General features: G+C 67.9%; 39 protein-coding genes. 38 read left to right on the plus strand and 1 reads right to left on the minus strand.

The window, feature by feature from the left end; all coding sequences use genetic code 11:
- The 34 genes from ACGF8A_RS10485 (at position 1) to truA (ending at position 19549) form a co-directional block, all read left to right on the plus strand.
- Positions 1 to 531, plus strand: a complete 531-nt coding sequence (locus ACGF8A_RS10485; RefSeq protein ID WP_393106345.1) for a hypothetical protein — start codon at positions 1 to 3, stop codon at positions 529 to 531.
- Positions 532 to 646: 115 nt separating this feature from the next.
- Positions 647 to 940: a hypothetical protein gene (locus ACGF8A_RS10490; RefSeq protein ID WP_393106347.1), complete on the plus strand. Its 294-nt coding sequence runs from the start codon at positions 647 to 649 to the stop codon at positions 938 to 940.
- 30 nt (positions 941 to 970) lie between these two features.
- Positions 971 to 1687, plus strand: coding sequence for a YoaK family protein (locus tag ACGF8A_RS10495; RefSeq protein ID WP_393106349.1), 717 nt, complete (start codon positions 971 to 973; stop codon positions 1685 to 1687).
- Positions 1688 to 2132: 445 nt separating this feature from the next.
- Complete coding sequence (rpsJ, locus tag ACGF8A_RS10500) at positions 2133 to 2441, plus strand: 30S ribosomal protein S10 (protein ID WP_003948644.1); 309 nt, start codon at positions 2133 to 2135, stop codon at positions 2439 to 2441.
- 17 nt (positions 2442 to 2458) lie between these two features.
- Positions 2459 to 3103 carry a 50S ribosomal protein L3 gene (gene rplC / locus ACGF8A_RS10505; RefSeq protein WP_107465881.1) on the plus strand — a complete coding sequence of 215 codons (645 nt, stop codon included), beginning with the start codon at positions 2459 to 2461 and terminating at the stop codon, positions 3101 to 3103.
- Positions 3104 to 3111: 8 nt separating this feature from the next.
- Complete coding sequence (gene rplD / locus ACGF8A_RS10510; protein WP_393106351.1) at positions 3112 to 3768, plus strand: 50S ribosomal protein L4; 657 nt, start codon at positions 3112 to 3114, stop codon at positions 3766 to 3768.
- A complete protein-coding gene (gene rplW / locus ACGF8A_RS10515; protein WP_393106353.1) occupies positions 3768 to 4187 on the plus strand; it encodes a 50S ribosomal protein L23 in 420 nt (139 codons plus the stop codon). The genes rplD and rplW overlap by 1 nt, the downstream gene beginning before the upstream one ends.
- Before the next feature lie 51 nt (positions 4188 to 4238).
- Complete coding sequence (gene rplB, locus ACGF8A_RS10520) at positions 4239 to 5075, plus strand: 50S ribosomal protein L2 (RefSeq protein ID WP_217143312.1); 837 nt, start codon at positions 4239 to 4241, stop codon at positions 5073 to 5075.
- A gap of 12 nt (positions 5076 to 5087) precedes the next feature.
- Positions 5088 to 5369, plus strand: a complete 282-nt coding sequence (gene rpsS, locus ACGF8A_RS10525) for a 30S ribosomal protein S19 (RefSeq protein ID WP_053759516.1) — start codon at positions 5088 to 5090, stop codon at positions 5367 to 5369.
- Positions 5370 to 5410: 41 nt separating this feature from the next.
- The gene (gene rplV / locus ACGF8A_RS10530) at positions 5411 to 5758 is read left to right on the plus strand and encodes a 50S ribosomal protein L22 (RefSeq protein ID WP_003974262.1); all 348 of its coding nucleotides are present in this window, start codon (positions 5411 to 5413) and stop codon (positions 5756 to 5758) included.
- The gene (gene rpsC, locus ACGF8A_RS10535) at positions 5758 to 6591 is read left to right on the plus strand and encodes a 30S ribosomal protein S3 (protein ID WP_393106356.1); all 834 of its coding nucleotides are present in this window, start codon (positions 5758 to 5760) and stop codon (positions 6589 to 6591) included. Before rplV ends, rpsC begins: the two co-directional genes overlap by 1 nt.
- 5 nt (positions 6592 to 6596) lie before the next feature.
- Positions 6597 to 7016, plus strand: a complete 420-nt coding sequence (rplP, locus tag ACGF8A_RS10540) for a 50S ribosomal protein L16 (RefSeq protein WP_029380975.1) — start codon at positions 6597 to 6599, stop codon at positions 7014 to 7016.
- Positions 7016 to 7240 (plus strand): 50S ribosomal protein L29, encoded by a 225-nt coding sequence (gene rpmC, locus ACGF8A_RS10545; RefSeq protein ID WP_007494763.1) that lies wholly within the window; start codon positions 7016 to 7018, stop codon positions 7238 to 7240. The genes rplP and rpmC overlap by 1 nt, the downstream gene beginning before the upstream one ends.
- A complete protein-coding gene (rpsQ, locus tag ACGF8A_RS10550) occupies positions 7240 to 7524 on the plus strand; it encodes a 30S ribosomal protein S17 (RefSeq protein ID WP_004984524.1) in 285 nt (94 codons plus the stop codon). The genes rpmC and rpsQ overlap by 1 nt, the downstream gene beginning before the upstream one ends.
- A 102-nt stretch (positions 7525 to 7626) precedes the next feature.
- Positions 7627 to 7995 (plus strand): 50S ribosomal protein L14, encoded by a 369-nt coding sequence (gene rplN, locus ACGF8A_RS10555; RefSeq protein ID WP_003998823.1) that lies wholly within the window; start codon positions 7627 to 7629, stop codon positions 7993 to 7995.
- Between the two features lie 2 nt (positions 7996 to 7997).
- Positions 7998 to 8321, plus strand: a complete 324-nt coding sequence (rplX, locus tag ACGF8A_RS10560; RefSeq protein WP_030671805.1) for a 50S ribosomal protein L24 — start codon at positions 7998 to 8000, stop codon at positions 8319 to 8321.
- A complete protein-coding gene (gene rplE / locus ACGF8A_RS10565; protein WP_030788262.1) occupies positions 8321 to 8878 on the plus strand; it encodes a 50S ribosomal protein L5 in 558 nt (185 codons plus the stop codon). Before rplX ends, rplE begins: the two co-directional genes overlap by 1 nt.
- 5 nt (positions 8879 to 8883) lie before the next feature.
- A complete protein-coding gene (locus ACGF8A_RS10570) occupies positions 8884 to 9069 on the plus strand; it encodes a type Z 30S ribosomal protein S14 (RefSeq protein WP_003948630.1) in 186 nt (61 codons plus the stop codon).
- 210 nt (positions 9070 to 9279) lie between these two features.
- Complete coding sequence (rpsH, locus tag ACGF8A_RS10575) at positions 9280 to 9678, plus strand: 30S ribosomal protein S8 (RefSeq protein ID WP_015658459.1); 399 nt, start codon at positions 9280 to 9282, stop codon at positions 9676 to 9678.
- Positions 9679 to 9702: 24 nt separating this feature from the next.
- Positions 9703 to 10242 (plus strand): 50S ribosomal protein L6, encoded by a 540-nt coding sequence (gene rplF / locus ACGF8A_RS10580; RefSeq protein ID WP_393106359.1) that lies wholly within the window; start codon positions 9703 to 9705, stop codon positions 10240 to 10242.
- 3 nt (positions 10243 to 10245) lie between these two features.
- Positions 10246 to 10629, plus strand: a complete 384-nt coding sequence (rplR, locus tag ACGF8A_RS10585) for a 50S ribosomal protein L18 (protein ID WP_393106361.1) — start codon at positions 10246 to 10248, stop codon at positions 10627 to 10629.
- A gap of 40 nt (positions 10630 to 10669) precedes the next feature.
- Entirely contained in the window at positions 10670 to 11275 is a 606-nt protein-coding gene (gene rpsE / locus ACGF8A_RS10590; protein ID WP_009190144.1) for a 30S ribosomal protein S5, read from the plus strand.
- Between the two features lie 3 nt (positions 11276 to 11278).
- A complete protein-coding gene (gene rpmD / locus ACGF8A_RS10595) occupies positions 11279 to 11461 on the plus strand; it encodes a 50S ribosomal protein L30 (protein WP_003974250.1) in 183 nt (60 codons plus the stop codon).
- A gap of 2 nt (positions 11462 to 11463) precedes the next feature.
- Entirely contained in the window at positions 11464 to 11919 is a 456-nt protein-coding gene (gene rplO, locus ACGF8A_RS10600; protein WP_023547373.1) for a 50S ribosomal protein L15, read from the plus strand.
- A gap of 243 nt (positions 11920 to 12162) precedes the next feature.
- The gene (secY, locus tag ACGF8A_RS10605; RefSeq protein WP_393106364.1) at positions 12163 to 13476 is read left to right on the plus strand and encodes a preprotein translocase subunit SecY; all 1314 of its coding nucleotides are present in this window, start codon (positions 12163 to 12165) and stop codon (positions 13474 to 13476) included.
- Positions 13476 to 14138, plus strand: a complete 663-nt coding sequence (locus ACGF8A_RS10610) for an adenylate kinase (RefSeq protein WP_393106366.1) — start codon at positions 13476 to 13478, stop codon at positions 14136 to 14138. The genes secY and ACGF8A_RS10610 overlap by 1 nt, the downstream gene beginning before the upstream one ends.
- A gap of 130 nt (positions 14139 to 14268) precedes the next feature.
- Positions 14269 to 15105: a type I methionyl aminopeptidase gene (map, locus tag ACGF8A_RS10615; RefSeq protein ID WP_393106368.1), complete on the plus strand. Its 837-nt coding sequence runs from the start codon at positions 14269 to 14271 to the stop codon at positions 15103 to 15105.
- A gap of 154 nt (positions 15106 to 15259) precedes the next feature.
- On the plus strand, positions 15260 to 15481 hold the full coding sequence (infA, locus tag ACGF8A_RS10620) for a translation initiation factor IF-1 (RefSeq protein WP_003948620.1): 222 nt from the start codon (positions 15260 to 15262) through the stop codon (positions 15479 to 15481).
- 63 nt (positions 15482 to 15544) lie between these two features.
- Positions 15545 to 15658 carry a 50S ribosomal protein L36 gene (rpmJ, locus tag ACGF8A_RS10625; protein WP_003974245.1) on the plus strand — a complete coding sequence of 38 codons (114 nt, stop codon included), beginning with the start codon at positions 15545 to 15547 and terminating at the stop codon, positions 15656 to 15658.
- Between the two features lie 192 nt (positions 15659 to 15850).
- The gene (gene rpsM, locus ACGF8A_RS10630) at positions 15851 to 16231 is read left to right on the plus strand and encodes a 30S ribosomal protein S13 (RefSeq protein WP_189703407.1); all 381 of its coding nucleotides are present in this window, start codon (positions 15851 to 15853) and stop codon (positions 16229 to 16231) included.
- 67 nt (positions 16232 to 16298) lie between these two features.
- Entirely contained in the window at positions 16299 to 16703 is a 405-nt protein-coding gene (gene rpsK, locus ACGF8A_RS10635; protein WP_003956432.1) for a 30S ribosomal protein S11, read from the plus strand.
- A gap of 140 nt (positions 16704 to 16843) precedes the next feature.
- Entirely contained in the window at positions 16844 to 17866 is a 1023-nt protein-coding gene (locus ACGF8A_RS10640; RefSeq protein WP_003966937.1) for a DNA-directed RNA polymerase subunit alpha, read from the plus strand.
- A gap of 181 nt (positions 17867 to 18047) precedes the next feature.
- Positions 18048 to 18548 (plus strand): 50S ribosomal protein L17, encoded by a 501-nt coding sequence (gene rplQ / locus ACGF8A_RS10645; protein ID WP_393106370.1) that lies wholly within the window; start codon positions 18048 to 18050, stop codon positions 18546 to 18548.
- 140 nt (positions 18549 to 18688) lie between these two features.
- The gene (truA, locus tag ACGF8A_RS10650) at positions 18689 to 19549 is read left to right on the plus strand and encodes a tRNA pseudouridine(38-40) synthase TruA (protein WP_393106372.1); all 861 of its coding nucleotides are present in this window, start codon (positions 18689 to 18691) and stop codon (positions 19547 to 19549) included.
- A 9-nt stretch (positions 19550 to 19558) separates the two neighbouring features.
- Here truA and ACGF8A_RS10655 read toward each other — a convergent pair whose 3' ends face one another.
- Entirely contained in the window at positions 19559 to 20443 is an 885-nt protein-coding gene (locus ACGF8A_RS10655) for a hypothetical protein (protein WP_393106374.1), read from the minus strand.
- Positions 20444 to 20517: 74 nt separating this feature from the next.
- Here ACGF8A_RS10655 and ACGF8A_RS10660 point away from each other — a divergent pair, with 74 nt between their 5' ends.
- From ACGF8A_RS10660 to glmM, 4 genes are all read left to right on the plus strand, one after another.
- Complete coding sequence (locus ACGF8A_RS10660; protein WP_393106376.1) at positions 20518 to 20766, plus strand: hypothetical protein; 249 nt, start codon at positions 20518 to 20520, stop codon at positions 20764 to 20766.
- Between the two features lie 274 nt (positions 20767 to 21040).
- Positions 21041 to 21484: a 50S ribosomal protein L13 gene (rplM, locus tag ACGF8A_RS10665; RefSeq protein WP_076087999.1), complete on the plus strand. Its 444-nt coding sequence runs from the start codon at positions 21041 to 21043 to the stop codon at positions 21482 to 21484.
- A gap of 41 nt (positions 21485 to 21525) precedes the next feature.
- Entirely contained in the window at positions 21526 to 22038 is a 513-nt protein-coding gene (gene rpsI / locus ACGF8A_RS10670) for a 30S ribosomal protein S9 (RefSeq protein ID WP_010036632.1), read from the plus strand.
- Positions 22039 to 22245: 207 nt separating this feature from the next.
- Complete coding sequence (glmM, locus tag ACGF8A_RS10675) at positions 22246 to 23604, plus strand: phosphoglucosamine mutase (RefSeq protein WP_393106378.1); 1359 nt, start codon at positions 22246 to 22248, stop codon at positions 23602 to 23604.
- The last annotated feature ends 28 nt before the right edge of the window (positions 23605 to 23632 follow it).

Here is a 23632-nt window from a genome sequence, read left to right on the forward strand (position 1 = left end):
GTGGAAGTCGGCGCCCCCGTAGCGGTTGCCCTGCGGGTCGAGGTGGCCGTGGCCGGACTCGCCGAGGACCTGCCTGCCCTCGGCCGGTCCGGAGCCCGCGACGACGGCGGGGCGCCGGTGAGGAACATCGCCGCGTGGGCCAGGACGTCCGGCGCGGTGGAGCCCGCCCAGCCGCGCACGGTCCTTTCGAGCTCCGGCGTCCAGGTGCCGTCGAAGGGCTCCGGCAGTACCCGCACCCAGTCGCCGTGGGTGACGGTCGGCGGTGCCGCCCAGGTCGCGGCGCTCACCTCGAAGTGGCTGACGAGCAGTCCGATCGGCAGGTTGGTGCAGCCGTCGTTGGCAAGCGCGCGCAGGCCGGTCCGCCCCTTGCCCAAGGTGGCGTCGGTGACGTCGGCGGCCCATCCGGAGGGTTCCGCTCGGGCCGAGCGCCAGGCCTTGACCCGGATACGGGTGCCCTCGCGGCGGACCCGGATCGTCCAGTCGGTGCCCGCGGGGACACCGGTGGCGAGGGTGACGGCGGAGGTCAGCTGACTGACCGCGTCGTCGACCTCCTTCTCGACCCGCAGTTCGACCGCGCCGGTGGTGAGGAAGGACAGCCGCGCCCGGTAGTTGTTGTGGGTGTCCTGGTAGCCGAAGGACAGCGCGTATGCAGCGGCTCGACGGCATGCAGCGGCTCGGCGGCTCGCGCCCCGGGGCGGCGGCCAGGCCGCTGAACGGGACGGACGCGGCCGAGACAGCGAGGGCGGCGAGCAGGCCGCGCCGGGAGGCGGTCGACATGGCGACCATGATCCACGCGGGCGGTAAGCGGAAGACGCCGTTCCGCCGAGGCGGGGGCGGCGGCGCGGACCGGCCCCGGCGCGGGGCGTCGTACCTGATCGGCGTAGCGGCGCGCGGCCGGGGCGGGCGGACGGATCGGTCGCGCCTTACGGTCCCCGTATGAAGAGGACCCCGGCATGACGTGGACCCCCGCATGAAGCCCAGGAGCGGCGTCGGGCTCACCTCCGCCATGGTCGTGCTCACCCTGACGACCGGCATGATCGAGGCGGTCAGCTTTCTCGTGCTGGGCCCGGCCTTCACGGCCGTGCAGACCGGCAACATCCTCTTCCTCGCCTTCGCGCTCGCCGGCGCGGCCGACCTCCCCCCGGCACCGGCCGCCGTCTCGTGCGCGGGCTTCGTGGCCGGCGCGGTGGCCGGTTCCCTGTTCGAGGCGGTCGTCGACGTCCGGGGCCGCCGCTGGTTGGTGCCCGGCCTGATCACCGAGGCGCTGCTCCTGGTGTGCGGCGGCCTGGTCGCGTGGCGCGTCGGCGCCGTCGATCCGGGGGGACCCGTCACCCGTCACCACCTGGCCGCGATCGCCCTGGTGGCCGCGGCCATGGGCGTACGCAACGTCACGACCATGCGGGTCAAGGTGCCCGACGTACCCACCACCGTCTCCACCCGCGCCCTGACAGCCCTGCTCGGCGGGCTCACTCCGGCCGCGGGCCACCGCATCGGGTCGGGCCTGCGTCACGAGGGCCGCCGCTTCGCGTCGGTCGCCGCCATGTTCGCCGGCGGCCTGCTGGGAGCCTGGCTCCTGTACGCGGAGGTACGCCCGGCGATCGTCCTGCTCATCCCCGCCGCGCTGGTCCTGGCCCTGGGCCTGACGTTCTGGGCGCTGCCCCGGCACCGGGTGTGGGAGACCGGGTGAGCGGCGGCCGCAGGCGCGCGGCCGAGCGGGCGGGGGCGCCGCGGACGGGGGTTTGACCCGCGTCACGCCCGGGGTATTCTCTCCGGCTCGATTGGCGTCGGTGCTGCCCCATATGGCAGACTGTCCGAGTTGCTCGGTCGAGTGTTGATGCTGCGCGCCTCCCGCCGGGAGGACCGGAAGCGAGTCCCACAGTACTCGTCGTCCCCATGTGGGACGGACGTACGGGAATCTTCCGGGAAGCGTGGGCGCGGCACCGGCCAGGCGCCCGGTGGGCCTCTCGCCCCCGGTTCACGGTTCCGGCAGGGCTGTGTGCAATCCCGCAGGGATGTTCGAACAAGGGACATCTGTGTCAGCGAGAGTGCGACACGCCCGACCGCGTGGGTCGGAGAAGAGGACGGGAACACCGGGTTCCAGAGCTGTAGAGAGACAGGACTACGAAGTAGCCATGGCGGGACAGAAGATCCGCATCCGGCTCAAGGCCTACGACCACGAGGTCATCGACTCCTCGGCGAAGAAGATCGTCGAGACGGTGACCCGCACTGGTGCGTCGGTCGCGGGCCCGGTGCCGCTGCCCACTGAGAAGAACGTGTACTGCGTCATCAAGTCGCCGCACAAGTACAAGGACTCGCGCGAGCACTTCGAGATGCGCACGCACAAGCGCCTGATCGACATCCTCGACCCGACCCCCAAGACCGTTGACTCTCTGATGCGACTCGACCTCCCGGCCGGTGTCGACATCGAGATCAAGCTCTGAGGCCGGTGATCTGAGAGATGGCTAAGCAGATCAAGGGCATCCTGGGCGAGAAGCTCGGTATGACGCAGGTGTGGGACGAGAACAACCGTGTTGTTCCGGTCACCGTCGTCAAGGCCGGGCCCAACGTCGTCACCCAGGTCCGTACGAACGACGCCGACGGCTACGAGTCCGTCCAGATCGCCTTCGGCGAGATCGACCCGCGCAAGGTGAACAAGCCCCTCAAGGGCCACTTCGCCAAGGCCGACGTCACCCCCCGTCGCCACCTCGTCGAGATCCGCACCGCGGACGCCTCCGAGTACACGCTGGGCCAGGAGATCACCGCCGAGGTGTTCGAGGCCGGCGTGAAGGTCGACGTGACCGGCAAGAGCAAGGGCAAGGGCTTCGCCGGTGTCATGAAGCGCCACAACTTCCGTGGCCTCGGCGCCGGACACGGCACCCAGCGCAAGCACCGCTCGCCCGGTTCCATCGGTGGCTGCGCCACCCCGGGCCGCGTGTTCAAGGGCCTCCGCATGGCGGGTCGCATGGGCAACGAGCGGGTCACCACCCAGAACCTGACCGTCCACGCCGTTGACGCGGAGAAGGGTCTGCTGCTCATCAAGGGCGCGGTTCCCGGTCCGAACGGCGGCCTCGTCCTGGTCCGCACCGCGGCCAAGGGGGCCTGAGGTAACCGATGAGCACTGTTGACATCCTTTCGCCGGCGGGCGACAAGGCCGGTTCCGTCGAGCTCCCCGCGGAGATCTTCGGCGTTGAGAAGGTCAGCATTCCGCTGATCCACCAGGTCGTCGTCGCGCAGCTGGCCGCGGCCCGTCAGGGCACGCACAAGACCAAGACCCGTGGCGAGGTCCGCGGCGGTGGCAAGAAGCCGTACCGCCAGAAGGGCACCGGTCGCGCCCGTCAGGGTTCGACCCGCGCGCCGCAGTTCGCCGGTGGTGGCGTCGTGCACGGTCCCGTGCCGCGTGACTACTCGCAGCGGACCCCGAAGAAGATGAAGGCTGCCGCCCTGCGTCACGCCCTCACCGACCGGGCCCGCCACAACCGCATCCACGTCGTCTCCGGCGTCGTCGAGGGTGAGAACCCGTCGACGAAGGCCGCCCGGACGCTGTTCGGCAAGATCTCGGAGCGCAAGAACCTGCTCCTGGTCGTCGACCGCGCCGACGAGGCCGCGTGGCTGTCCGCCCGTAACCTGCCCCAGGTCCACATCCTGGAGCCGGGCCAGCTGAACACGTACGACGTTCTCGTCTCGGACGACGTGGTCTTCACCAAGGCCGCTTTCGAGTCCTTCGTGTCGGGCCCGAAGGCCGATGACACCGAAGGGAGCGAGGCCTGATGGCTATCCGTCACCCCGCCATTGCCTCGAAGGCCGCCAAGGCCGCCAAGGCCGCGCGCGTCGCCAAGGCGCGCCGCCACGAGGCCGAGGGCAAGAACACCGTCGTCACCCCGGCGAGCAAGGCCTTCACGGACCCCCGTGACGTCCTGCTGAAGCCGGTCGTGTCCGAGAAGAGCTACGCGCTTCTCGACGAGGGCAAGTACACGTTCATCGTGGCCCCGAACGCCAACAAGACCCAGATCAAGCAGGCCGTCCAGGCGGTCTTCTCGGTCAAGGTCACCGGCGTGAACACGATCAACCGCCAGGGCAAGCGCAAGCGGACCCGCACCGGCTTCGGCCAGCGAGCCGCGACGAAGCGCGCGATCGTGACCCTCGCCGAGGGCGACCGTATCGACATCTTCGGCGGTCCGGCCTCCTGACGGAGGTCTGGAGCGTCCAGATAATCGGAATCTTCCGAGGACTGAGAGACAATGGGAATCCGCAAGTACAAGCCGACGACTCCGGGCCGTCGTGGCTCCAGCGTCGCCGACTTCGTCGAGGTCACGCGGTCCACGCCGGAGAAGTCGCTGGTCCGCCCGCTGCACAGCAAGGGCGGCCGTAACAACGCCGGTCGTGTGACCGTTCGCCACCAGGGTGGCGGACACAAGCGCGCCTACCGCGTGATCGACTTCCGTCGTCACGACAAGGACGGCGTGCCGGCGAAGGTCGCGCACATCGAGTACGACCCCAACCGCACCGCGCGTATCGCGCTGCTGCACTACGCCGACGGCGAGAAGCGCTACATCCTCGCCCCGCGCAACCTGCAGCAGGGTGACCGCGTCGAGAACGGTCCCGGGGCCGACATCAAGCCGGGCAACAACCTGGCGCTGCGCAACATCCCGGTCGGTACCACGATCCACGCGATCGAGCTCCGTCCCGGTGGCGGTGCCAAGTTCGCCCGCTCCGCCGGTGCCTCCGTGCAGCTGCTCGCGAAGGAGGGCTCGATGGCCCACCTGCGCATGCCGTCCGGAGAGATCCGCCTGGTCGACGTGCGCTGCCGCGCCACCGTCGGCGAGGTCGGCAACGCCGAGCAGTCGAACATCAACTGGGGCAAGGCGGGCCGCAAGCGCTGGCTGGGCGTTCGCCCGACCGTGCGTGGTGTGGTCATGAACCCGGTGGACCACCCGCACGGTGGTGGTGAGGGCCGGACCTCCGGTGGTCGTCACCCCGTGTCCCCGTGGGGCAAGAAGGAAGGCCGTACTCGTTCGCCCAAGAAGGCGTCGAACAAGTACATCGTCCGCCGCCGCAAGACGAACAAGAAGCGCTAAGGACGGGTTGAGATGCCTCGTAGCTTGAAGAAGGGGCCCTTCGTCGACGACCACCTGATGAAGAAGGTGGACGCCCAGAACGAAGCCGGCACCAAGAACGTCATCAAGACCTGGTCCCGTCGCTCGATGATCGTGCCGGCCATGCTCGGCCACACGCTCGCGGTGCACAACGGCAAGACCCACATCCCGGTGTTCGTCACCGAGTCGATGGTCGGCCACAAGCTCGGCGAGTTCTCGCCGACGCGCACCTTCCGGGGCCACGTCAAGGACGACCGGAAGTCGAAGCGCCGCTAACGCGGATCGCATTCAGACAAAGAAACCTGAAAGGGACAACCATGGAAGCCAGGGCCCAGGCGCGGTACATCCGCGTCACGCCCATGAAGGCCCGCCGTGTGGTGGACCTCATCCGTGGCATGGACGCCACGGAGGCCCAGGCGGTCCTGCGATTCGCTCCGCAGGCCGCCTCCGTACCGGTAGGCAAGGTGCTCGACAGCGCCATTGCCAACGCCGCGCACAACTACGACCACACCGACGCCGACAGCCTCTTCATCTCCGAGGCGTACGTCGACGAGGGCCCGACCCTGAAGCGGTTCCGGCCGCGCGCCCAGGGCCGTGCCTACCGGATCCGCAAGCGGACCAGCCACATCACCGTGGTCGTCAGCAGCAAGGAAGGAACCCGGTAATGGGCCAGAAGGTTAACCCGCATGGGTTCCGGCTCGGTGTCACCACGGACTTCAAGTCCCGGTGGTACGCCGACAAGCTGTACAAGGACTACGTCAAGGAAGACGTCGCCATCCGCCGGATGATGACGTCCGGCATGGAGCGCGCCGGTATCTCCAAGGTGGAGATCGAGCGCACCCGTGACCGCGTCCGCGTCGACATCCACACCGCTCGCCCGGGCATCGTCATCGGCCGCCGCGGCGCCGAGGCCGACCGCATCCGCGGCGACCTGGAGAAGCTGACCGGCAAGCAGGTCCAGCTGAACATCCTCGAGGTCAAGAACCCCGAGACCGATGCCCAGCTGGTCGCCCAGGCTGTCGCCGAGCAGCTCTCCTCCCGCGTCTCCTTCCGCCGGGCCATGCGCAAGAGCATGCAGTCCGCCATGAAGGCCGGCGCCAAGGGCATCAAGATCCAGTGCGGTGGCCGCCTCGGCGGCGCCGAGATGTCCCGCTCGGAGTTCTACCGCGAGGGCCGTGTGCCCCTGCACACGCTCCGCGCGAACGTGGACTACGGCTTCTTCGAGGCCAAGACGACCTTCGGCCGCATCGGTGTGAAGGTCTGGATCTACAAGGGCGACGTCAAGAACATCGCCGAGGTCCGCGCCGAGAACGCTGCCGCCCGTGCGGGTAACCGCCCGGCTCGCGGTGGCGGCGCCGACCGCCCGGCCCGTGGTGGCCGTGGCGGCGAGCGTGGCGGGCGCGGTCGCAAGCCGCAGCAGGCTGCCGGTTCCGAGGCCCCCAAGGCCGAGGCCCCCGCGGCTGCCGCTCCGGCTGAGAGCACCGGAACGGAGGCCTGACCGACATGCTGATCCCCCGTAGGGTCAAGCACCGCAAGCAGCACCACCCGAAGCGCAACGGTATGTCCAAGGGTGGAACGCAGGTTGCGTTCGGCGAGTACGGCATCCAGGCGCTGACCCCGGCGTACGTGACGAACCGCCAGATCGAAGCGGCTCGTATCGCCATGACCCGTCACATCAAGCGTGGCGGCAAGGTCTGGATCAACATCTACCCGGACCGCCCCCTCACCAAGAAGCCTGCCGAGACCCGCATGGGTTCCGGTAAGGGTTCCCCGGAGTGGTGGGTCGCCAACGTCAAGCCCGGACGCGTGATGTTCGAGCTTTCGTACCCCAACGAGAAGATCGCCCGTGAGGCGCTGACCCGTGCGGCCCACAAGCTGCCGATGAAGTGCCGGATCGTCAAGCGCGAGGCAGGTGAAGCGTGATGTCGGCCGGTACCAAGGCGTCCGAGCTGCGCGAGCTGGGCAACGAGGAGCTTCTGGCGAAGCTCCGCGAGGCCAAGGAAGAGCTGTTCAATCTCCGCTTCCAGGCGGCGACCGGCCAGCTCGAGAACCATGGCCGTCTCAAGGCGGTCCGCAAGGACATCGCCCGGATCTACACCCTCATGCGTGAGCGTGAGCTCGGCATCGAGACGGTGGAGAACGCCTGATGAGCGAGAACAACGTGACTGAGAACACCGAGGCACGCGGCTTCCGTAAGACCCGTGAGGGTCTTGTCGTCAGCGACAAGATGGACAAGACCGTCGTCGTCGCTGTCGAGGACCGCGTCAAGCACGCGCTGTACGGCAAGGTCATCCGCCGTACGAACAAGCTCAAGGCGCACGACGAGCAGAACGCCGCGGGCGTCGGCGACCGTGTCCTCCTCATGGAGACCCGGCCGCTGTCCGCGACGAAGCGCTGGCGCGTCGTCGAGATCCTCGAGAAGGCCAAGTAATCCCTCCTAGGGGGACCCCCTAGGCATCGTTCCGCCAGGCTCGGGGCGGGTGTGCGACTGTGACACCCGCCCCGGGAACCGGCAGACAACCAGGAGATAGACGTGATCCAGCAGGAGTCGCGACTGCGTGTCGCCGACAACACTGGTGCGAAGGAGATCCTTTGCATCCGTGTGCTCGGTGGCTCCGGTCGCCGCTACGCGGGTATCGGTGACGTCATCGTCGCCACCGTCAAGGACGCGATCCCCGGTGGCAACGTGAAGAAGGGTGACGTCGTCAAGGCGGTCATCGTTCGCACCGTCAAGGAGCGCCGCCGTCCGGACGGCTCGTACATCCGCTTCGACGAGAACGCCGCCGTCATTCTGAAGAACGACGGCGACCCTCGCGGCACCCGTATCTTCGGCCCCGTCGGCCGTGAGCTGCGCGAGAAGAAGTTCATGAAGATCATCTCGCTCGCGCCGGAGGTGCTGTAAGCATGAAGATCAAGAAGGGCGACCTGGTCCAGGTCATCACCGGTAAGGACAAGGGCAAGCAGGGCAAGGTCATCGCGGCCTACCCCCGCGAGGACCGCGTCCTGGTCGAGGGTGTCAACCGGGTCAAGAAGCACACCAAGGCCGGTCCCACGGCTCGCGGTTCGCAGGCCGGCGGCATCGTCACCACCGAGGCGCCGATCCACGTCTCCAACGTCCAGCTGGTCGTGGAGAAGGACGGCAACAAGGTCGTGACCCGCGTCGGTTACCGCTTCGACGACGAGGGCAACAAGATCCGCGTTGCCAAGCGGACGGGTGAGGACATCTGATGGCTACCACCACCACTCCGCGTCTGAAGACGAAGTACCGCGAGGAGATCGCGGGCAAGCTGCGTGAGGAGTTCTCCTACGAGAACGTCATGCAGATCCCCGGCCTCGTCAAGATCGTGGTCAACATGGGTGTGGGCGACGCCGCCCGCGACTCCAAGCTGATCGAGGGCGCCATCCGCGACCTCACCACGATCACCGGTCAGAAGCCGGCCGTCACCAAGGCCCGCAAGTCCATCGCGCAGTTCAAGCTGCGTGAGGGTCAGCCGATCGGTGCCCACGTCACGCTCCGTGGCGACCGCATGTGGGAGTTCCTGGACCGCACCCTGTCGCTCGCGCTGCCGCGCATCCGCGACTTCCGCGGCCTGTCCCCCAAGCAGTTCGACGGCCGTGGCAACTACACCTTCGGTCTCACGGAGCAGGTCATGTTCCACGAGATCGACCAGGACAAGATCGACCGCGTCCGGGGTATGGACATCACCGTGGTCACCACGGCGACCAACGACGCTGAGGGCCGCGCGCTCCTTCGTCACCTCGGCTTCCCGTTCAAGGAGGCGTGAGCGAGATGGCGAAGAAGGCTCTGATCGCTAAGGCTGCTCGCAAGCCCAAGTTCGGTGTGCGTGGCTACACCCGCTGCCAGCGCTGCGGCCGTCCGCACTCCGTGTACCGCAAGTTCGGCCTGTGCCGCGTGTGCCTTCGTGAGATGGCTCACCGTGGCGAGCTGCCGGGCGTGACCAAGAGCTCCTGGTAATCCCTGTAATAGGGGATTCCTGAAGCTCTCGGTAAGCATCTGGGTCGGCAGAGGCCCTTCTCCGCATGCCTTAGGCTTGTGGGGTTGGGCGTCTGCCGCCCGTACGACTTACTACGCCGTAGGTCCACCGCGCCGCACCCGTCCCGTCTCGGATCGGGGAGAGGGATGGCGCACCAGGAAACCCCGGCGAGAGAGGCCGAAGGCCAATTCATGACCATGACTGATCCGATCGCAGACATGCTTACGCGTCTGCGGAACGCGAACTCGGCGTACCACGACACCGTGGCGATGCCGCACTCGAAGATCAAGTCGCACATCGCGGAGATCCTCCAGCAGGAGGGCTTCATCACGGGCTGGAAGGTCGAGGACGCCGAGGTCGGCAAGAACCTCGTCCTGGAGCTGAAGTTCGGCCCCAACCGTGAGCGCTCCATCGCGGGCATCAAGCGGATCTCCAAGCCCGGTCTCCGGGTGTACGCGAAGTCCACCAACCTGCCGAAGGTGCTCGGCGGCCTCGGCGTGGCGATCATCTCCACGTCGCACGGGCTTCTCACCGACAAGCAGGCCGGCAAGAAGGGCGTAGGCGGAGAAGTTCTCGCCTACGTCTGGTAACGGAAGGGAACGGAGGAAACAGCTATGTCGCGCATCGGCAAGCTCCCCATCGCGGTTCCCGCCGGCGTGGACGTCACCATCGACGGCCGTACGGTCAAGGTCAAGGGCCCCAAGGGCGAGCTGACCCACACCGTCGTGGCACCGATCGAGATCGTCAAGGGTGAGGACGGCGTCCTGAACGTCACCCGCCCGAACGACGAGCGTCAGAACAAGGCCCTCCACGGCCTGTCCCGCACGCTGGTGGCGAACATGATCACCGGCGTGACCCAGGGTTACGTGAAGAAGCTCGAGATCAGCGGTGTCGGTTACCGCGTCCAGGCCAAGGGCTCGAACCTCGAGTTCGCGCTCGGCTACAGCCACCCGATCCTGGTCGAGGCCCCCGAGGGCATCACCTTCAAGGTGGAGAACCCGACCCGTTTCTCGGTCGAGGGCATCGACAAGCAGAAGGTCGGCGAGGTTGCGGCCAACATCCGCAAGCTGCGCAAGCCCGACCCGTACAAGGCCAAGGGCGTCAAGTACGAGGGCGAAGTCATCCGCCGCAAGGTCGGAAAGGCGGGTAAGTAAGCCATGGCATACGGGCAGAAGATCCTCAAGGGCGACGCCTACAAGCGCGCCTCGATCAAGCGCCGTCACATCCGGATCCGCAAGCGGATCTCGGGTACGGCCGAGCGTCCCCGTCTGGTCGTGACCCGCTCCAACCGCCACATCGTGGCGCAGGTGATCGACGACCTGAAGGGCCACACCCTGGCGTCGGCCTCCACCCTGGACACCTCGATCCGTGGTGCCGAGGGCGACAAGTCCGCGCAGGCCAAGCAGGTCGGTGCCCTGGTCGCCGAGCGCGCAAAGGCCGCCGGCGTCGAGGCTGTCGTGTTCGACCGTGGTGGTAACCAGTACGCCGGGCGCATCGCCGCTCTGGCGGACGCCGCCCGCGAGGCCGGGCTCAAGTTCTGAGCCGGTTCCGTCCTAGCGGAAACAGAGAGAGGTAATTCCAATGGCTGGACCCCAGCGCCGCGGTGGCGGTGCCGGTGGCGGCGAGCGGCGGGACCGGAAGGGCCGTGACGGCGGCGCAGCTGCCGCCGAGAAGACCGCGTACGTTGAGCGCGTCGTCGCGATCAACCGCGTCGCCAAGGTTGTGAAGGGTGGTCGTCGCTTCAGCTTCACCGCGCTGGTCGTGGTGGGCGACGGTGACGGCACCGTGGGTGTCGGTTACGGCAAGGCCAAGGAGGTGCCGGCCGCCATCGCCAAGGGTGTGGAGGAGGCCAAGAAGCACTTCTTCAAGGTCCCCCGTATCCAGGGCACCATCCCGCACCCGATCCAGGGCGAGAAGGCTGCCGGTGTCGTGCTCCTGAAGCCGGCGTCGCCGGGTACCGGTGTTATCGCCGGTGGTCCCGTGCGTGCCGTGCTCGAGTGCGCCGGTATCCACGACGTGCTGTCGAAGTCGCTCGGCTCCGACAACGCCATCAATATCGTGCACGCGACCGTGGAGGCCCTGAAGGGCCTGCAGCGTCCCGAGGAGATCGCGGCCCGCCGTGGTCTGCCGCTCGAGGACGTCGCCCCCGCGGCTCTTCTCCGTGCGCGTGCCGGGGCGGGTGCGTAGGTCATGGCGCAGCTCAAGATCACGCAGGTCAAGTCCTACATCGGCAGCAAGCAGAACCACCGTGACACCCTGCGCTCCCTTGGTCTCAAGGGCATCAACACGCAGGTCGTCAAGGAGGACCGCCCCGAGTTCCGCGGCATGGTGCACACCGTCCGCCACCTCGTGACGGTCGAGGAGGTCGACTGATCATGGCGGAGCAGAACCCGCTCAAGATCCACAACCTCCGTCCCGCCCCGGGCGCCAAGACCGCCAAGACCCGTGTGGGTCGTGGTGAGGCGTCGAAGGGTAAGACGGCCGGTCGTGGTACCAAGGGTACGAAGGCCCGTTACCAGGTTCCGGAGCGCTTCGAGGGTGGCCAGATGCCGCTCCACATGCGTCTTCCGAAGCTGAAGGGCTTCAAGAACCCGTTCAAGACCGAGTTCCAGGTCGTGAACCTCGACAAGCTGGCCGCGCTCTACCCCGAGGGTGGCGAGGTCACCGTCGAGGGTCTGGTGGCCAAGGGTGCCGTTCGCAAGAACAGCCTCGTCAAGGTCCTCGGCCAGGGCGAGATCTCCGTGGCGCTGCAGGTGACGGTCGACGCCGTCTCCGGCTCCGCCAAGGAGAAGATCACCGCCGCCGGCGGTACCGTCACCGAGCTCGTCTGAACGCAACAGGCGTCTCGATGACTTGAACGATCCCGACCGGGGATACCCCACAAATGGGGTATCCCCGGTTGGTCGTTCCAAGGGTGGCAGTCCCGCGGGTAAGGTGGCCTGCACTGCCAACTTTCACAGCTGCCGCACCTCGGGCACTTTGAGCGGCAGTTGACCGTTATCCATGTCGTTGTTCTATTGGAACCTCAAGACCGTCACCCTTGACGCAGATGCGCGGGGGTCGCAGGAGGCACCGTGCTCACCGCGTTCGCCCGGGCGTTCAAGACGCCCGACCTGCGCAAGAAGCTGCTCTTCACGCTCGGCATCATCGTGGTGTACCGGGTCGGCACGCACATTCCGATTCCGGGCGTCGACTATCAGAACGTCCAGACCTGTATCGACGTAGCCAAGGGCAACCAGGGTCTGTTCGGTCTGGTCAACATGTTCAGCGGCGGCGCCCTGCTGCAGATCACGATCTTCGCGCTCGGCATCATGCCGTACATCACCGCGAGCATCATCCTGCAACTCCTGACGGTGGTGATCCCGCGCCTCGAAGCCCTCAAGAAGGAGGGCCAAACCGGTACGGCGAAGATCACGCAGTACACCCGTTATCTGACCGTGGCGCTCGCCATCCTCCAGGGCACCGGCCTCGTCGCCACCGCCCGCAGCGGCGCCCTCTTCTCCGGCTGCCCGGTGGCCGGCCAGATCGTCCCCGACCAGTCGATCTTCGTGACCGTCACCATGGTCATCGTGATGACCGCCGGTACGGCCGTCGTGATGTGGCTCGGTGAGCTGATCACCGACCGCGGCATCGGCAACGGCATGTCGATCCTGATGTTCATCTCGATCGCCGCCACCTTCCCCTCCGCGCTGTGGGCCATCAAGCAGCAGGGCTCCCTGGCCGACGGCTGGATCGAGTTCGGCACGGTCGTCCTCGTCGGCCTCTTCATGGTCGGCCTGGTGGTCTTCGTCGAGCAGGCCCAGCGCCGCATCCCGGTGCAGTACGCCAAGCGCATGATCGGCCGCCGGGCCTACGGCGGTACGTCGACGTACATCCCGCTGAAGGTCAACCAGGCGGGCATCATCCCTGTGATCTTCGCGTCGTCGCTGCTGTACATCCCGGCACTGATCGCGCAGTTCTCCGGTGGGAACGCCGGATGGAAGACGTGGATCGAGCAGAACCTCGCGCTGCCGGACGCCCCGCTGCACATCGTTCTCTACTTCTTCCTGATCATTTTCTTCGCCTTCTTCTACGTGGCCATCTCGTTCAACCCCGAGGAAGTCGCGGACAACATGAAGAAGTATGGTGGCTTCATCCCGGGCATCCGGGCTGGCCGACCGACCGCTGAGTACCTTTCCTACGTGCTCAACCGGATCACTTGGCCGGGCTCGCTGTACTTGGGTCTGATCGCTCTCGTGCCGACGACGGCGTTGGCTGGTTTCGGGGCAAACCAAAACTTCCCGTTCGGCGGGACCAGCATCCTGATCATCGTGGGTGTGGGCCTCGAGACGGTGAAGCAGATCGAGAGCCAGCTCCAGCAGCGCAATTACGAAGGGTTCCTCCGCTGATGCGAATCGTCCTCGTCGGGCCGCCGGGTGCCGGGAAGGGAACGCAGGCCGCGTTCCTGGCCAAGAACCTGTCGATCCCGCACATCTCCACGGGCGACCTGTTCCGGGCCAACATCAGTCGGCAGACGGAGCTCGGCAAGCTGGCGAAGTCGTACATGGACGCCGGCAACCTGGTGCCGGACGAGGTCACCATCGCCATGGCGAAGGACCGCATGGAGCAGCCGGACGCGCAGAACGGCTTCCTGCTGGACGGCTTCCCGCGCAACGTCTCGCAGGCCGAGGCGCTGGACGAGCTGCTCCGGAGCGAGGGCATCACCCTGGACGCCGTGCTCGACCTGGAGGCCCCCGAGGAAGAGGTCGTGAAGCGGATCGCCGGGCGGCGGATCTGCCGCAAGGACTCCGCGCACGTGTTCCACGTGACGTACAGCGCGCCGGAGAAGGAGGGCGTCTGCGACGTCTGCGGCGGCGAGCTGTACCAGCGTGACGACGACTCCGAGGAGACCGTGCGCAAGCGGCTCGAGGTCTACCACACGCAGACCGAGCCGATCATCGACTACTACAAGGCGCAGGGCCTGGTCGTGACCATCTCCGCGATGGGTGCGGTCGACGAGGTCACGGGGCGCGCCCTGGAGGCGCTCAAGCGCGAGGACGACGCCCAGTAGTCGTTCGTACGTGGTCACGGCCGCGGTTCCCTCACAGGGGCCGCGGCCGCTGCGTGGGTGGGCAGCCGCGGCGGCCCCGTATCGTGGAAGCAGTCCGTTCCTTCCCGGTCCAAGAAAGGCCGTCGTCTTCATGGTGCAGATCAAGAGTCCCGAGCAGATCGCCAAGATGCGTGAGGCCGGGCTGGTGGTCGCCGCCATCCACGCGGCCACGCGGGCGGCGGCGGTGCCCGGGGCCAGCACGAAGGATCTGGACGAGGTCGCTCGCAAGGTGCTCGCGGAGCACGGGGCCAAGTCGAACTTCCTGGGGTACGGCGGCTTCCCCGCGACCATCTGCACCTCCGTCAACGAGGTCGTCGTCCACGGCATCCCGTCCGAGGACGTCGTCCTCAAGGACGGCGACATCATCTCCGTGGACTGCGGCGCGATCATCGACGGCTGGCACGGCGACGCGGCGTACACGGCCTTCGTGGGCTCAGGTCACGCCCCGGAGCTGATCGAGCTGTCGCGGGTCACCGAGGAGTCGATGTGGGCCGGCATCGCGGCCATGAAGCCGGGCAACCGGCTCGTCGACATCTCCCGGGCCATCGAGACGTACATCCGCCGCCAGCCGAAGCCCGGCGGCGGGCGTTACGGGATCATCGAGGACTACGGCGGCCACGGCATCGGCAGCGAGATGCACATGGATCCGCACCTGCTGAACTACGTCGACCGGCGCCGGGGCAAGGGCCCGAAGCTGGTGCCCGGTCTCTGCCTGGCGATCGAGCCGATGGTGTCGCTCGGCACCCCGAGGACCCAGGTCCTGAAGGACGACTGGACGGTCATCACGACCGACGGCACCTGGTCCTCCCACTGGGAGCACTCGATCGCCCTGACCGAGCAGGGCCCGCTGGTCCTGACGGCCCCCGACGGCGGCAAGGCGAAGCTGGCGGAGTACGGGATCACCACGGCGCCGGACCCGGTCGCATGATGATCTCGGGGTTGGGGCAGACTGCCTCGATTCGTCTTTCCGGGTGCGCTGACGTAGACTGACTCGTCGGCTCTTGTGTACCCGCATGTCTGCATGCGCCCGTAAGGGAAAAGTCCAGGGGTCGATCAAGGTAGTCGATTCCGAAGGGCGAAGCGTGGCCAAGAAGCAAGGTGCCATCGAGATCGAGGGCACTGTCGTCGAGTCTCTGCCGAACGCCATGTTCAAGGTCGAGCTCCAGAACGGCCACCAGGTCCTGGCACACATCAGCGGCAAGATGCGCATGCACTACATCCGCATCCTCCCTGACGACCGGGTCGTGGTGGAGCTTTCTCCGTACGACCTGACCCGTGGCCGGATCGTCTACCGGTACAAGTAGATCTTGCCCACGCCCCGCGTCCCGCGCGGGGCCGTCGGCAACTGACCCGGAGAACCTCACCCCATGAAGGTCAAGCCGAGCGTCAAGAAGATCTGCGACAAGTGCAGGGTGATCCGCCGTCACGGCCGGGTCATGGTCATCTGCGACAACCCGCGCCACAAGCAGCGCCAGGGCTGACGCAGGACCTCTCCCTCTGCACCGCTTTCGCAGAGATTCGCGCGACGCGAGCTGAATTTGTTCATACGCAGGGCCCGAGCCGCGCCACGGCTCGACACCCCCGGTCGGAGGCCGGGGACCCAGTTCGTACCTGACACGGCGGCTGGGAACCGGTCCTGCGGAAGACCTCCGAAGATCACCAGGAGCCATTGAATGGCACGCGTTTCCGGTGTCGACATCCCGCGCGAAAAGCGCGTGGAGGTCGCCCTCACCTACGTGTTCGGCATCGGCCGGACCCTCTCGCAGCAGACGCTGGCTGCCACGGGCATCGACCCGAACACCCGCGTCCGTGACCTGAGCGAAGAGCAGCTCGTCGCGATCCGCGAGTACGTCGACAACAACATCAAGACCGAGGGTGACCTCCGTCGCGAGATCCAGGCCGACATCCGCCGCAAGGTCGAGATCGGCTGCTACCAGGGTCTGCGTCACCGCCGTGGCCTGCCGGTCCGCGGTCAGCGCACCAGCACCAACGCCCGCACCCGCAAGGGCCCGCGTCGCGCCATCGCCGGCAAGAAGAAGCCGGGCAAGAAGTAGTCCGCAGCGGACTCGCCGTCCAGCGGTCTTCGCTGTAGGACCGACCACCTCCCGTAGGAGTTAAGAGATGCCCCCCAAGGGACGTCAGGGCGCTGCCAAGAAGGTGCGCCGCAAGGAAAAGAAGAACGTCGCTCACGGCCACGCGCACATCAAGAGCACGTTCAACAACACGATCGTCTCCATCACGGACCCGTCCGGCAACGTGATCTCCTGGGCCTCCGCCGGCCACGTCGGCTTCAAGGGCTCCCGGAAGTCCACGCCGTTCGCCGCGCAGATGGCCGCCGAGTCGGCCGCCCGCCGCGCCCAGGAGCACGGCATGCGCAAGGTCGACGTGTTCGTGAAGGGCCCGGGTTCCGGTCGTGAGACCGCGATCCGTTCGCTCCAGGCGACCGGTCTCGAGGTCGGCTCCATCCAGGACGTCACGCCGACCCCGCACAACGGCTGCCGCCCGCCGAAGCGTCGTCGCGTCTGACCCCGCTTCGCTGAGGTATCCGGGCGGTACGGCCCCTTCGGGTCGTATCGCCCGTACCCTTGTAAGGAAATCGGCATCGGGCTGCCGCCCGGTGGCTCAGGGCGTCAAATAGCGGGCGCCCCTGACAGAAGGAACGCAACATGCTGATCGCTCAGCGTCCCTCGTTGACCGAAGAGGTCGTCGACGAGTTCCGCTCCCGGTTCGTGATCGAGCCGCTGGAGCCGGGCTTCGGCTACACCCTCGGCAACTCCCTCCGCCGTACCCTCCTGTCCTCGATCCCGGGTGCGGCGGTCACGTCCATCCGCATCGACGGCGTGCTGCACGAGTTCACCACCGTGCCGGGCGTCAAGGAGGACGTCACCGACCTGATCCTCAACATCAAGCAGCTGGTCGTCTCCTCGGAGCACGACGAGCCGGTCGTGATGTACCTGCGCAAGCAGGGCCCGGGTCTGGTCACCGCCGCCGACATCGCGCCGCCGGCCGGTGTCGAGGTGCACAACCCCGACCTGGTCCTCGCCACGCTCAACGGCAAGGGCAAGCTGGAGATGGAGCTCACGGTCGAGCGTGGCCGTGGTTACGTCTCCGCCGTGCAGAACAAGCAGGTCGGCCAGGAGATCGGCCGTATCCCGGTCGACTCCATCTACTCGCCGGTGCTCAAGGTCACGTACAAGGTCGAGGCCACCCGTGTCGAGCAGCGCACCGACTTCGACAAGCTGATCGTCGACGTCGAGACCAAGCAGGCCATGCGGCCGCGTGACGCCATGGCGTCCGCCGGTAAGACGCTGGTCGAGCTGTTCGGTCTCGCGCGTGAGCTGAACATCGACGCCGAGGGCATCGACATGGGTCCGTCCCCGACGGACGCCGCGCTCGCCGCCGATCTGGCGCTGCCGATCGAGGAGCTGGAGCTCACCGTCCGGTCGTACAACTGCCTCAAGCGTGAGGGCATCCACTCCGTGGGTGAGCTCGTGGCGCGTTCCGAGGCCGACCTGCTCGACATCCGCAACTTCGGTGCGAAGTCGATCGACGAGGTCAAGGCGAAGCTGGCCGGCATGGGCCTGGCCCTGAAGGACAGCCCGCCCGGATTCGACCCCACGGCGGCCGCCGACGCCTTCGGCGCCGACGACGACGCGGACGCCGGCTTCGTGGAGACCGAGCAGTACTGAGCGCTCCGCGGGGAGGCCGTACTGTGTCTGCGGACCGGTTGTGGCTGGTCACGCAGTTCCCCGCGCCCCTTCCGGGACCGCCCCTTCCGGGGCGGCTCCCGGATCTTCGACGGGCAACCGCCCGCTCGGATACTGACCTCGGTACCTGATACGGCCGGGGCAGAGACACAGGAGATGGAAAATGCCGAAGCCCACCAAGGGTGCCCGCATGGGCGGCAGCGCCGCGCACGAGAAGCTGCTTCTCGCGAACCTCGCGAAGTCGCTCTTCGAGCACGGCAAGATCACCACCACCGAGGCGAAGGCCCGCCGCCTGCGCCCGTACGCCGAGCGTCTGGTCACCAAGGCGAAGAAGGGCGACCTTCACAACCGCCGCCAGGTGCTCCAGGTCATCACGGACAAGAGCGTCGTCCACACGCTCTTCACCGAGATCGGCCCGCGATACGAGAACCGTCCGGGTGGCTACACCCGCATCACCAAGATCGGTAACCGTCGTGGCGACAACGCGCCCATGGCTGTCATCGAGCTGGTCGAGGCGCTGACGGTCGCGCAGCAGGCGACGGGTGAGGCCGAGGCCGCCACCAAGCGTGCGGTCAAGGAAGACGCCCTCAAGAAGGAGGAGGCCACCGAGGCCAAGTCCGACGAGGCCGTCGAGGCTCCTGCCGAGGAGTCGAAGGACGCGTAAGCGTTCTGCCGGGGGCTGTTCGGCCGGCGGCTGCGGGTTCGTTGTGGCTTGTCGCGCAGTTCCCCGCCCCCTTCAGGGCGTTGCGGGCCCGTTCCTTTCGAGGAGCGGGCCCGCTCTTGTGTTGCTGAGAGGATCTGTACGTGAGTGATGAAGCAGCACCCGGTTACATGCGTATCCGGCTCGACCTGTCGTACGACGGCGGCGCGTTCCACGGGTGGGCCAAGCAGGCCGGTGGGAAGCGGACGGTGCAGGGGGAGATCGAGGACGCGCTGCGGACCGTGACACGGTCGCGCCACACGACGTACGAGCTGACCGTGGCCGGCCGGACGGACGCCGGTGTACACGCGCGGGGGCAGGTGGCACATGTCGATCTGCCCCGGGACGTGTGGGCGGAGCAGAAGGAGAAGCTGCTCAAGCGGCTCGCCGGGCGGCTGCCGAAGGATGTGCGGGTGTGGGCCCTGCGGGAGGCCCCGCCAGGTTTCAACGCGCGCTTCTCCGCCGTCTGGCGCCGTTACGCCTACCGGGTCACCGACAACCCGGGCGGTGTCGACCCGCTGCTGCGGGGCCACGTCCTGTGGCACGACTGGCCGCTCGACGTCGGCGTGATGAACGAGGCGGCGCGCAGGCTGCTGGGGGAGCACGACTTCGCCGCCTACTGCAAGAAGCGCGAGGGTGCCACGACCATTCGCACCTTGCAGGAGCTGAGCCTGGTGCGCGGTGACGACGGGATCGTCACCGCGACCGTGCGGGCCGACGCCTTCTGCCACAACATGGTGCGCTCGCTGATCGGCGCGCTGCTGTTCGTGGGGGACGGGCACCGCCCGGCGGACTGGCCGGGCAAGGTGCTCGCCGCCGGAGTACGGGACTCGGCGGTGCACGTCGTACGGCCGCACGGGCTGACGCTGGAGGAGGTCGGCTACCCGGCGGACGACCAGCTCGCCGCGCGCAACAGGGAGGCGCGCAACAAGCGGTCGCTGCCGGGTACGGCGGGGTGCTGCTGAGCCGGCGCCCTACTCGTTGGCCGCCGCCGAGGCCTGGGCCTCGCCCCGCCTGCGGATCTGGCGGAAGGTGAACTCGGCCAGGTCGTCGCCGGTGGAGAAGACGGCCGTGTCCTTGGGCGTCACGTCGTTGCCGTTGGTGAATCCGGCGAGGGTGAAGTAGGCGTAGCGGCCGTAGGAGTTGGTGGTGGAGCGGCAGACCGCGGCATTGCAGAACTCCTTGACGCCGCCGCCGGACAGCGACTCCACGATGCTCTTGCTGTCGGCCTGCTTCTTGGCCCTGGCGGCCTTGGCCTCGGTGTCGAAGACGGCCACGCCGACCGTCACGGCGATGCCGTCCTTGGTGTAGGTGACGCGCAGCAGCCGGGTGCAGTCGTTGGCGGTGAGGACCTTCGGGAGGCTTCCCGCGGCGGCCGTGGCGCAGTTCTCGGTGTCGGCCGTCGGGCCCTTCTTGTAGACGGTGTCGCCCATGGTCAGCTGGGTGCCCGGGAAGAGGCCTGCCGCGCTGAGCGGGGCGGTGTCCTTGGTCTTGCTGGAGACGAAGTCCTTCGGGTCCAGCGGCGGCGGCGCGCTGGTCGGCGCGAAGGACGGCGCCGGCGGGGTGGACTCGCCGGGGATGTCGGCGGTCGCGGGCAGCTGGGAGGTCGGCTTGTTCGACGCCTGGCTGCTGCCGTTCGCGGAGACGACGGCCACCGCGACGGCCGCGCCCACCGCGACGGTGGCGAGCGCGCCGCCGCCGATGAACAGCAGCCGGCGCCGCTTGTGGCGTGCCTCGGACGCCTCGGCGAGCGCCGCCCAGTCCGGCGTCTGGTCGCTGCCGCCGCTCCAGGGCTGCTGCTGCGAATGCGGTTTCCAGGGATCCCACTGGGACTGGGGTCCCCCCTGCCCATAGCTCATGGGGCGCAGTTTAGACGGGCCGAGGGGTGTGCTGGTCCGTCTCAACGAGCCCTGGAAGCCCTAGCGTTCGCTCCATGAGCACGGGCAAATACGGCATCTCCGGGTGGTTGGTACGAAGGGTCGCGGGCGGCCTGTGGGGGGTGCTCGGCGAGGTCGCGGCCGGCCTGGTGCTCTCGGGGACACGGGTGCAGGGGCCGCCGTACGACCTTCTGCTGCTGGTCGTGCCCCGTTGCTGCTCGGCCGGACCGCGAGGGTGTGCCCGACGGTTGTTCACGTTCTGTGTGGCGGCCGTGACCGTGCGGTGCGAGCGGGTGAGGTCTTGAGGAGGAGGGGGTGCCGCGCTTTCGAACAGGCTGCGGGACGGGATTGCGGGGTCGCGGCGCACCCGTTTTGACCGGGTGGACACGCCACGGGTATCCTGCTTCTTCGTTGTGTATTGGCTTGCTCATTCTCACGGGACGGGCCCTTACACCGGTCCACCGGGCCGATGACCAGCGACCAGCACGCGGTTTGCGTCAACCGCTGTGCGGTCAGGGCTGTCGTGATCGTTTCGGTGACCTGTTCAGGACCATTCACTCGAAGCGAAGGCTACGAACCGTGCGTACGTACAGCCCCAAGCCCGGCGATGTGACGCGCCAGTGGCACGTCATTGACGCTCAGGACGTCGTCCTGGGCCGACTCGCCACCACTGCCGCCACCCTCCTCCGGGGCAAGCACAAGCCGATCTACGCGCCGCACGTCGACGCTGGTGACTTCGTCATCATCATCAACGCCGACAAGGTGCACCTCTCCGGCAACAAGCGGACCCAGAAGATGGCGTACCGCCACTCGGGCTACCCGGGTGGTCTGCGCTCCGTCCGCTACGACGAGCTGCTCGACAAGAACCCCGAGAAGGCCATCGAGAAGGCCGTCAAGGGCATGCTCCCCAAGAACACCCTGGGCCGTCAGATGCTCTCCAAGCTGAAGGTCTACCGCGGCGAGAACCACCCCCACGCTGCCCAGCAGCCGGTTCCGTTCGAGATCACCCAGGTCGCGCAGTAAGTCCGGCCACCCCTAAGACTGAAGAGAATCTGAGGAGAATCGTGGCCGAGACCACTGCCGAGCAGCCGCTCGAAGAGCTTGACATCGACAGCTACACCACCGAGTCCGAGGTCCCCGTCGAGGGCGAGTACACCTCGGAGTCCATGGCCTCCCGCTTCGGCGAGCCCCAGCCGGCCGCCGGCCTGGGCCGTCGCAAGAACGCCATTGCCCGCGTCCGGATCGTTCCGGGCACCGGCAAGTGGAAGATCAACGGCCGCACCCTCGAGGACTACTTCCCGAACAAGGTGCACCAGCAGGAGGTCAACGAGCCCTTCAAGGTGCTCGAGCTCGAGGGCCGCTACGACGTCATCGCCCGTATCGCCGGTGGCGGCGTCTCCGGCCAGGCCGGTGCGCTCCGTCTCGGTGTCGCCCGTGCGCTGAACGAGGCCGACGTCGACAACAACCGCGGTGCGCTGAAGAAGGCGGGCTTCCTGCGCCGCGACGACCGTGCGGTCGAGCGCAAGAAGGCCGGTCTGAAGAAGGCCCGCAAGGCTCCGCAGTACAGCAAGCGCTAATCGCGGGCTGTACTCCGAACGCCCCGACGGCACGCCACTGTGCCGCCGGGGCGTTCGTTTATCAACTGGCACAGGCGTATAACGGCACAAGACGCTCAAAGTCTTGTGTGATGGGATGGCCAGGCAGCATATGCCTGGGACCCGGGAGCCACGAGCACGGGACGCACCCGCGGGGCTACCGGGACTGACGTTTCCTCAGGAGGACAAGTGGGACGACTCTTCGGCACGGACGGCGTGCGCGGTGTCGCCAACGCGGATCTGACGGCCGAGATGGCGCTCGGTCTGTCCGTCGCGGCGGCCCACGTACTGGCCGAGGCGGGCACCTTCGCCGGCCACCGGCCGACGGCGGTGGTCGGGCGGGACCCGCGCGCTTCCGGAGAGTTCCTGGAGGCCGCGGTGGTCGCGGGCCTCGCCAGCGCCGGCGTGGACGTCCTGCGGGTCGGCGTGCTGCCGACGCCGGCGGTGGCGCATCTGACCGGGGCGCTGGGGGCCGACCTCGGCGTCATGCTCTCCGCCAGCCACAACGCCATGCCGGACAACGGCATCAAGTTCTTCGCGCGCGGTGGGCACAAGCTGCCGGACGACCTCGAGGACCGGATCGAGTCCGTCTACGAGGAGCACCGGCGCGGTGAGCCCTGGGAGCGGCCGACCGGGTCCGGCGTCGGACGGGTCCGGGACTACGAGGAGGGGGCCGACCAGTACGTCGGCCACCTGCTCGACGTACTGCCGAACCGGCTGGACGGGCTGAAGATCGTCCTCGACGAGGCGCACGGGGCGGCGGCGCGGGTGTCGCCGGAGGCCTTCGCACAGGCCGGGGCCGAGGTCGTCACGATCGGGACCGAGCCGGACGGGCTGAACATCAACGACGGGTGCGGGTCGACGCACCTGGGACCGCTGAAGGCCGCGGTCGTCGAGCACGGGGCCGACTTCGGCATCGCGCACGACGGTGACGCGGACCGGTGCCTCGCCGTGGACCACACCGGTCAGGAGGTGGACGGCGACCAGATTCTGGCCGTGCTCGCGCTGGCGATGCGGGAGCGTTCCGCACTGCGCTCCGGCACCGTTGTCGCGACCGTGATGTCGAACCTGGGCTTCAAGCTGGCCATGGAGCGCGAGGGCATTCAGCTGGTCCAGACCGCGGTGGGCGACCGGTACGTGCTGGAGGAGATGAAGGAGCACGGCTACGCCCTCGGCGGCGAGCAGTCCGGGCACGTGATCATCCTCGACCACGCGACGACCGGGGACGGCACGCTCACGGGGCTGCTGCTGGCGGCGCGGGTCGCGCAGAGCGGGCGGTCGCTGCGGGAGCTGGCCGGTGTGATGGAGCGGCTGCCGCAGGTGCTGATCAATGTGCCGGACGTGGACAAGTCGCGGGTGCGCACGTCCGCGGACCTGGCTGCCGCCGTCGGGGAGGCGGAGCGGGAGCTGGGGGCGACCGGGCGGGTGCTGCTGCGGCCGTCGGGGACCGAGCCGCTGGTGCGGGTCATGGTCGAGGCGGCGGACATCGACCAGGCGCGGTCCGTGGCCGGCCGGCTGGCCGATGCGGTGAAGTCGGCGCTGGGTTAGCGCCGGGTCGGGGTGGGGTGCCGCCGGG

This window comes from Streptomyces sp. NPDC047706 (assembly GCF_043204795.1).
Classification (GTDB): Bacteria; Actinomycetota; Actinomycetes; order Streptomycetales; family Streptomycetaceae; genus Streptomyces.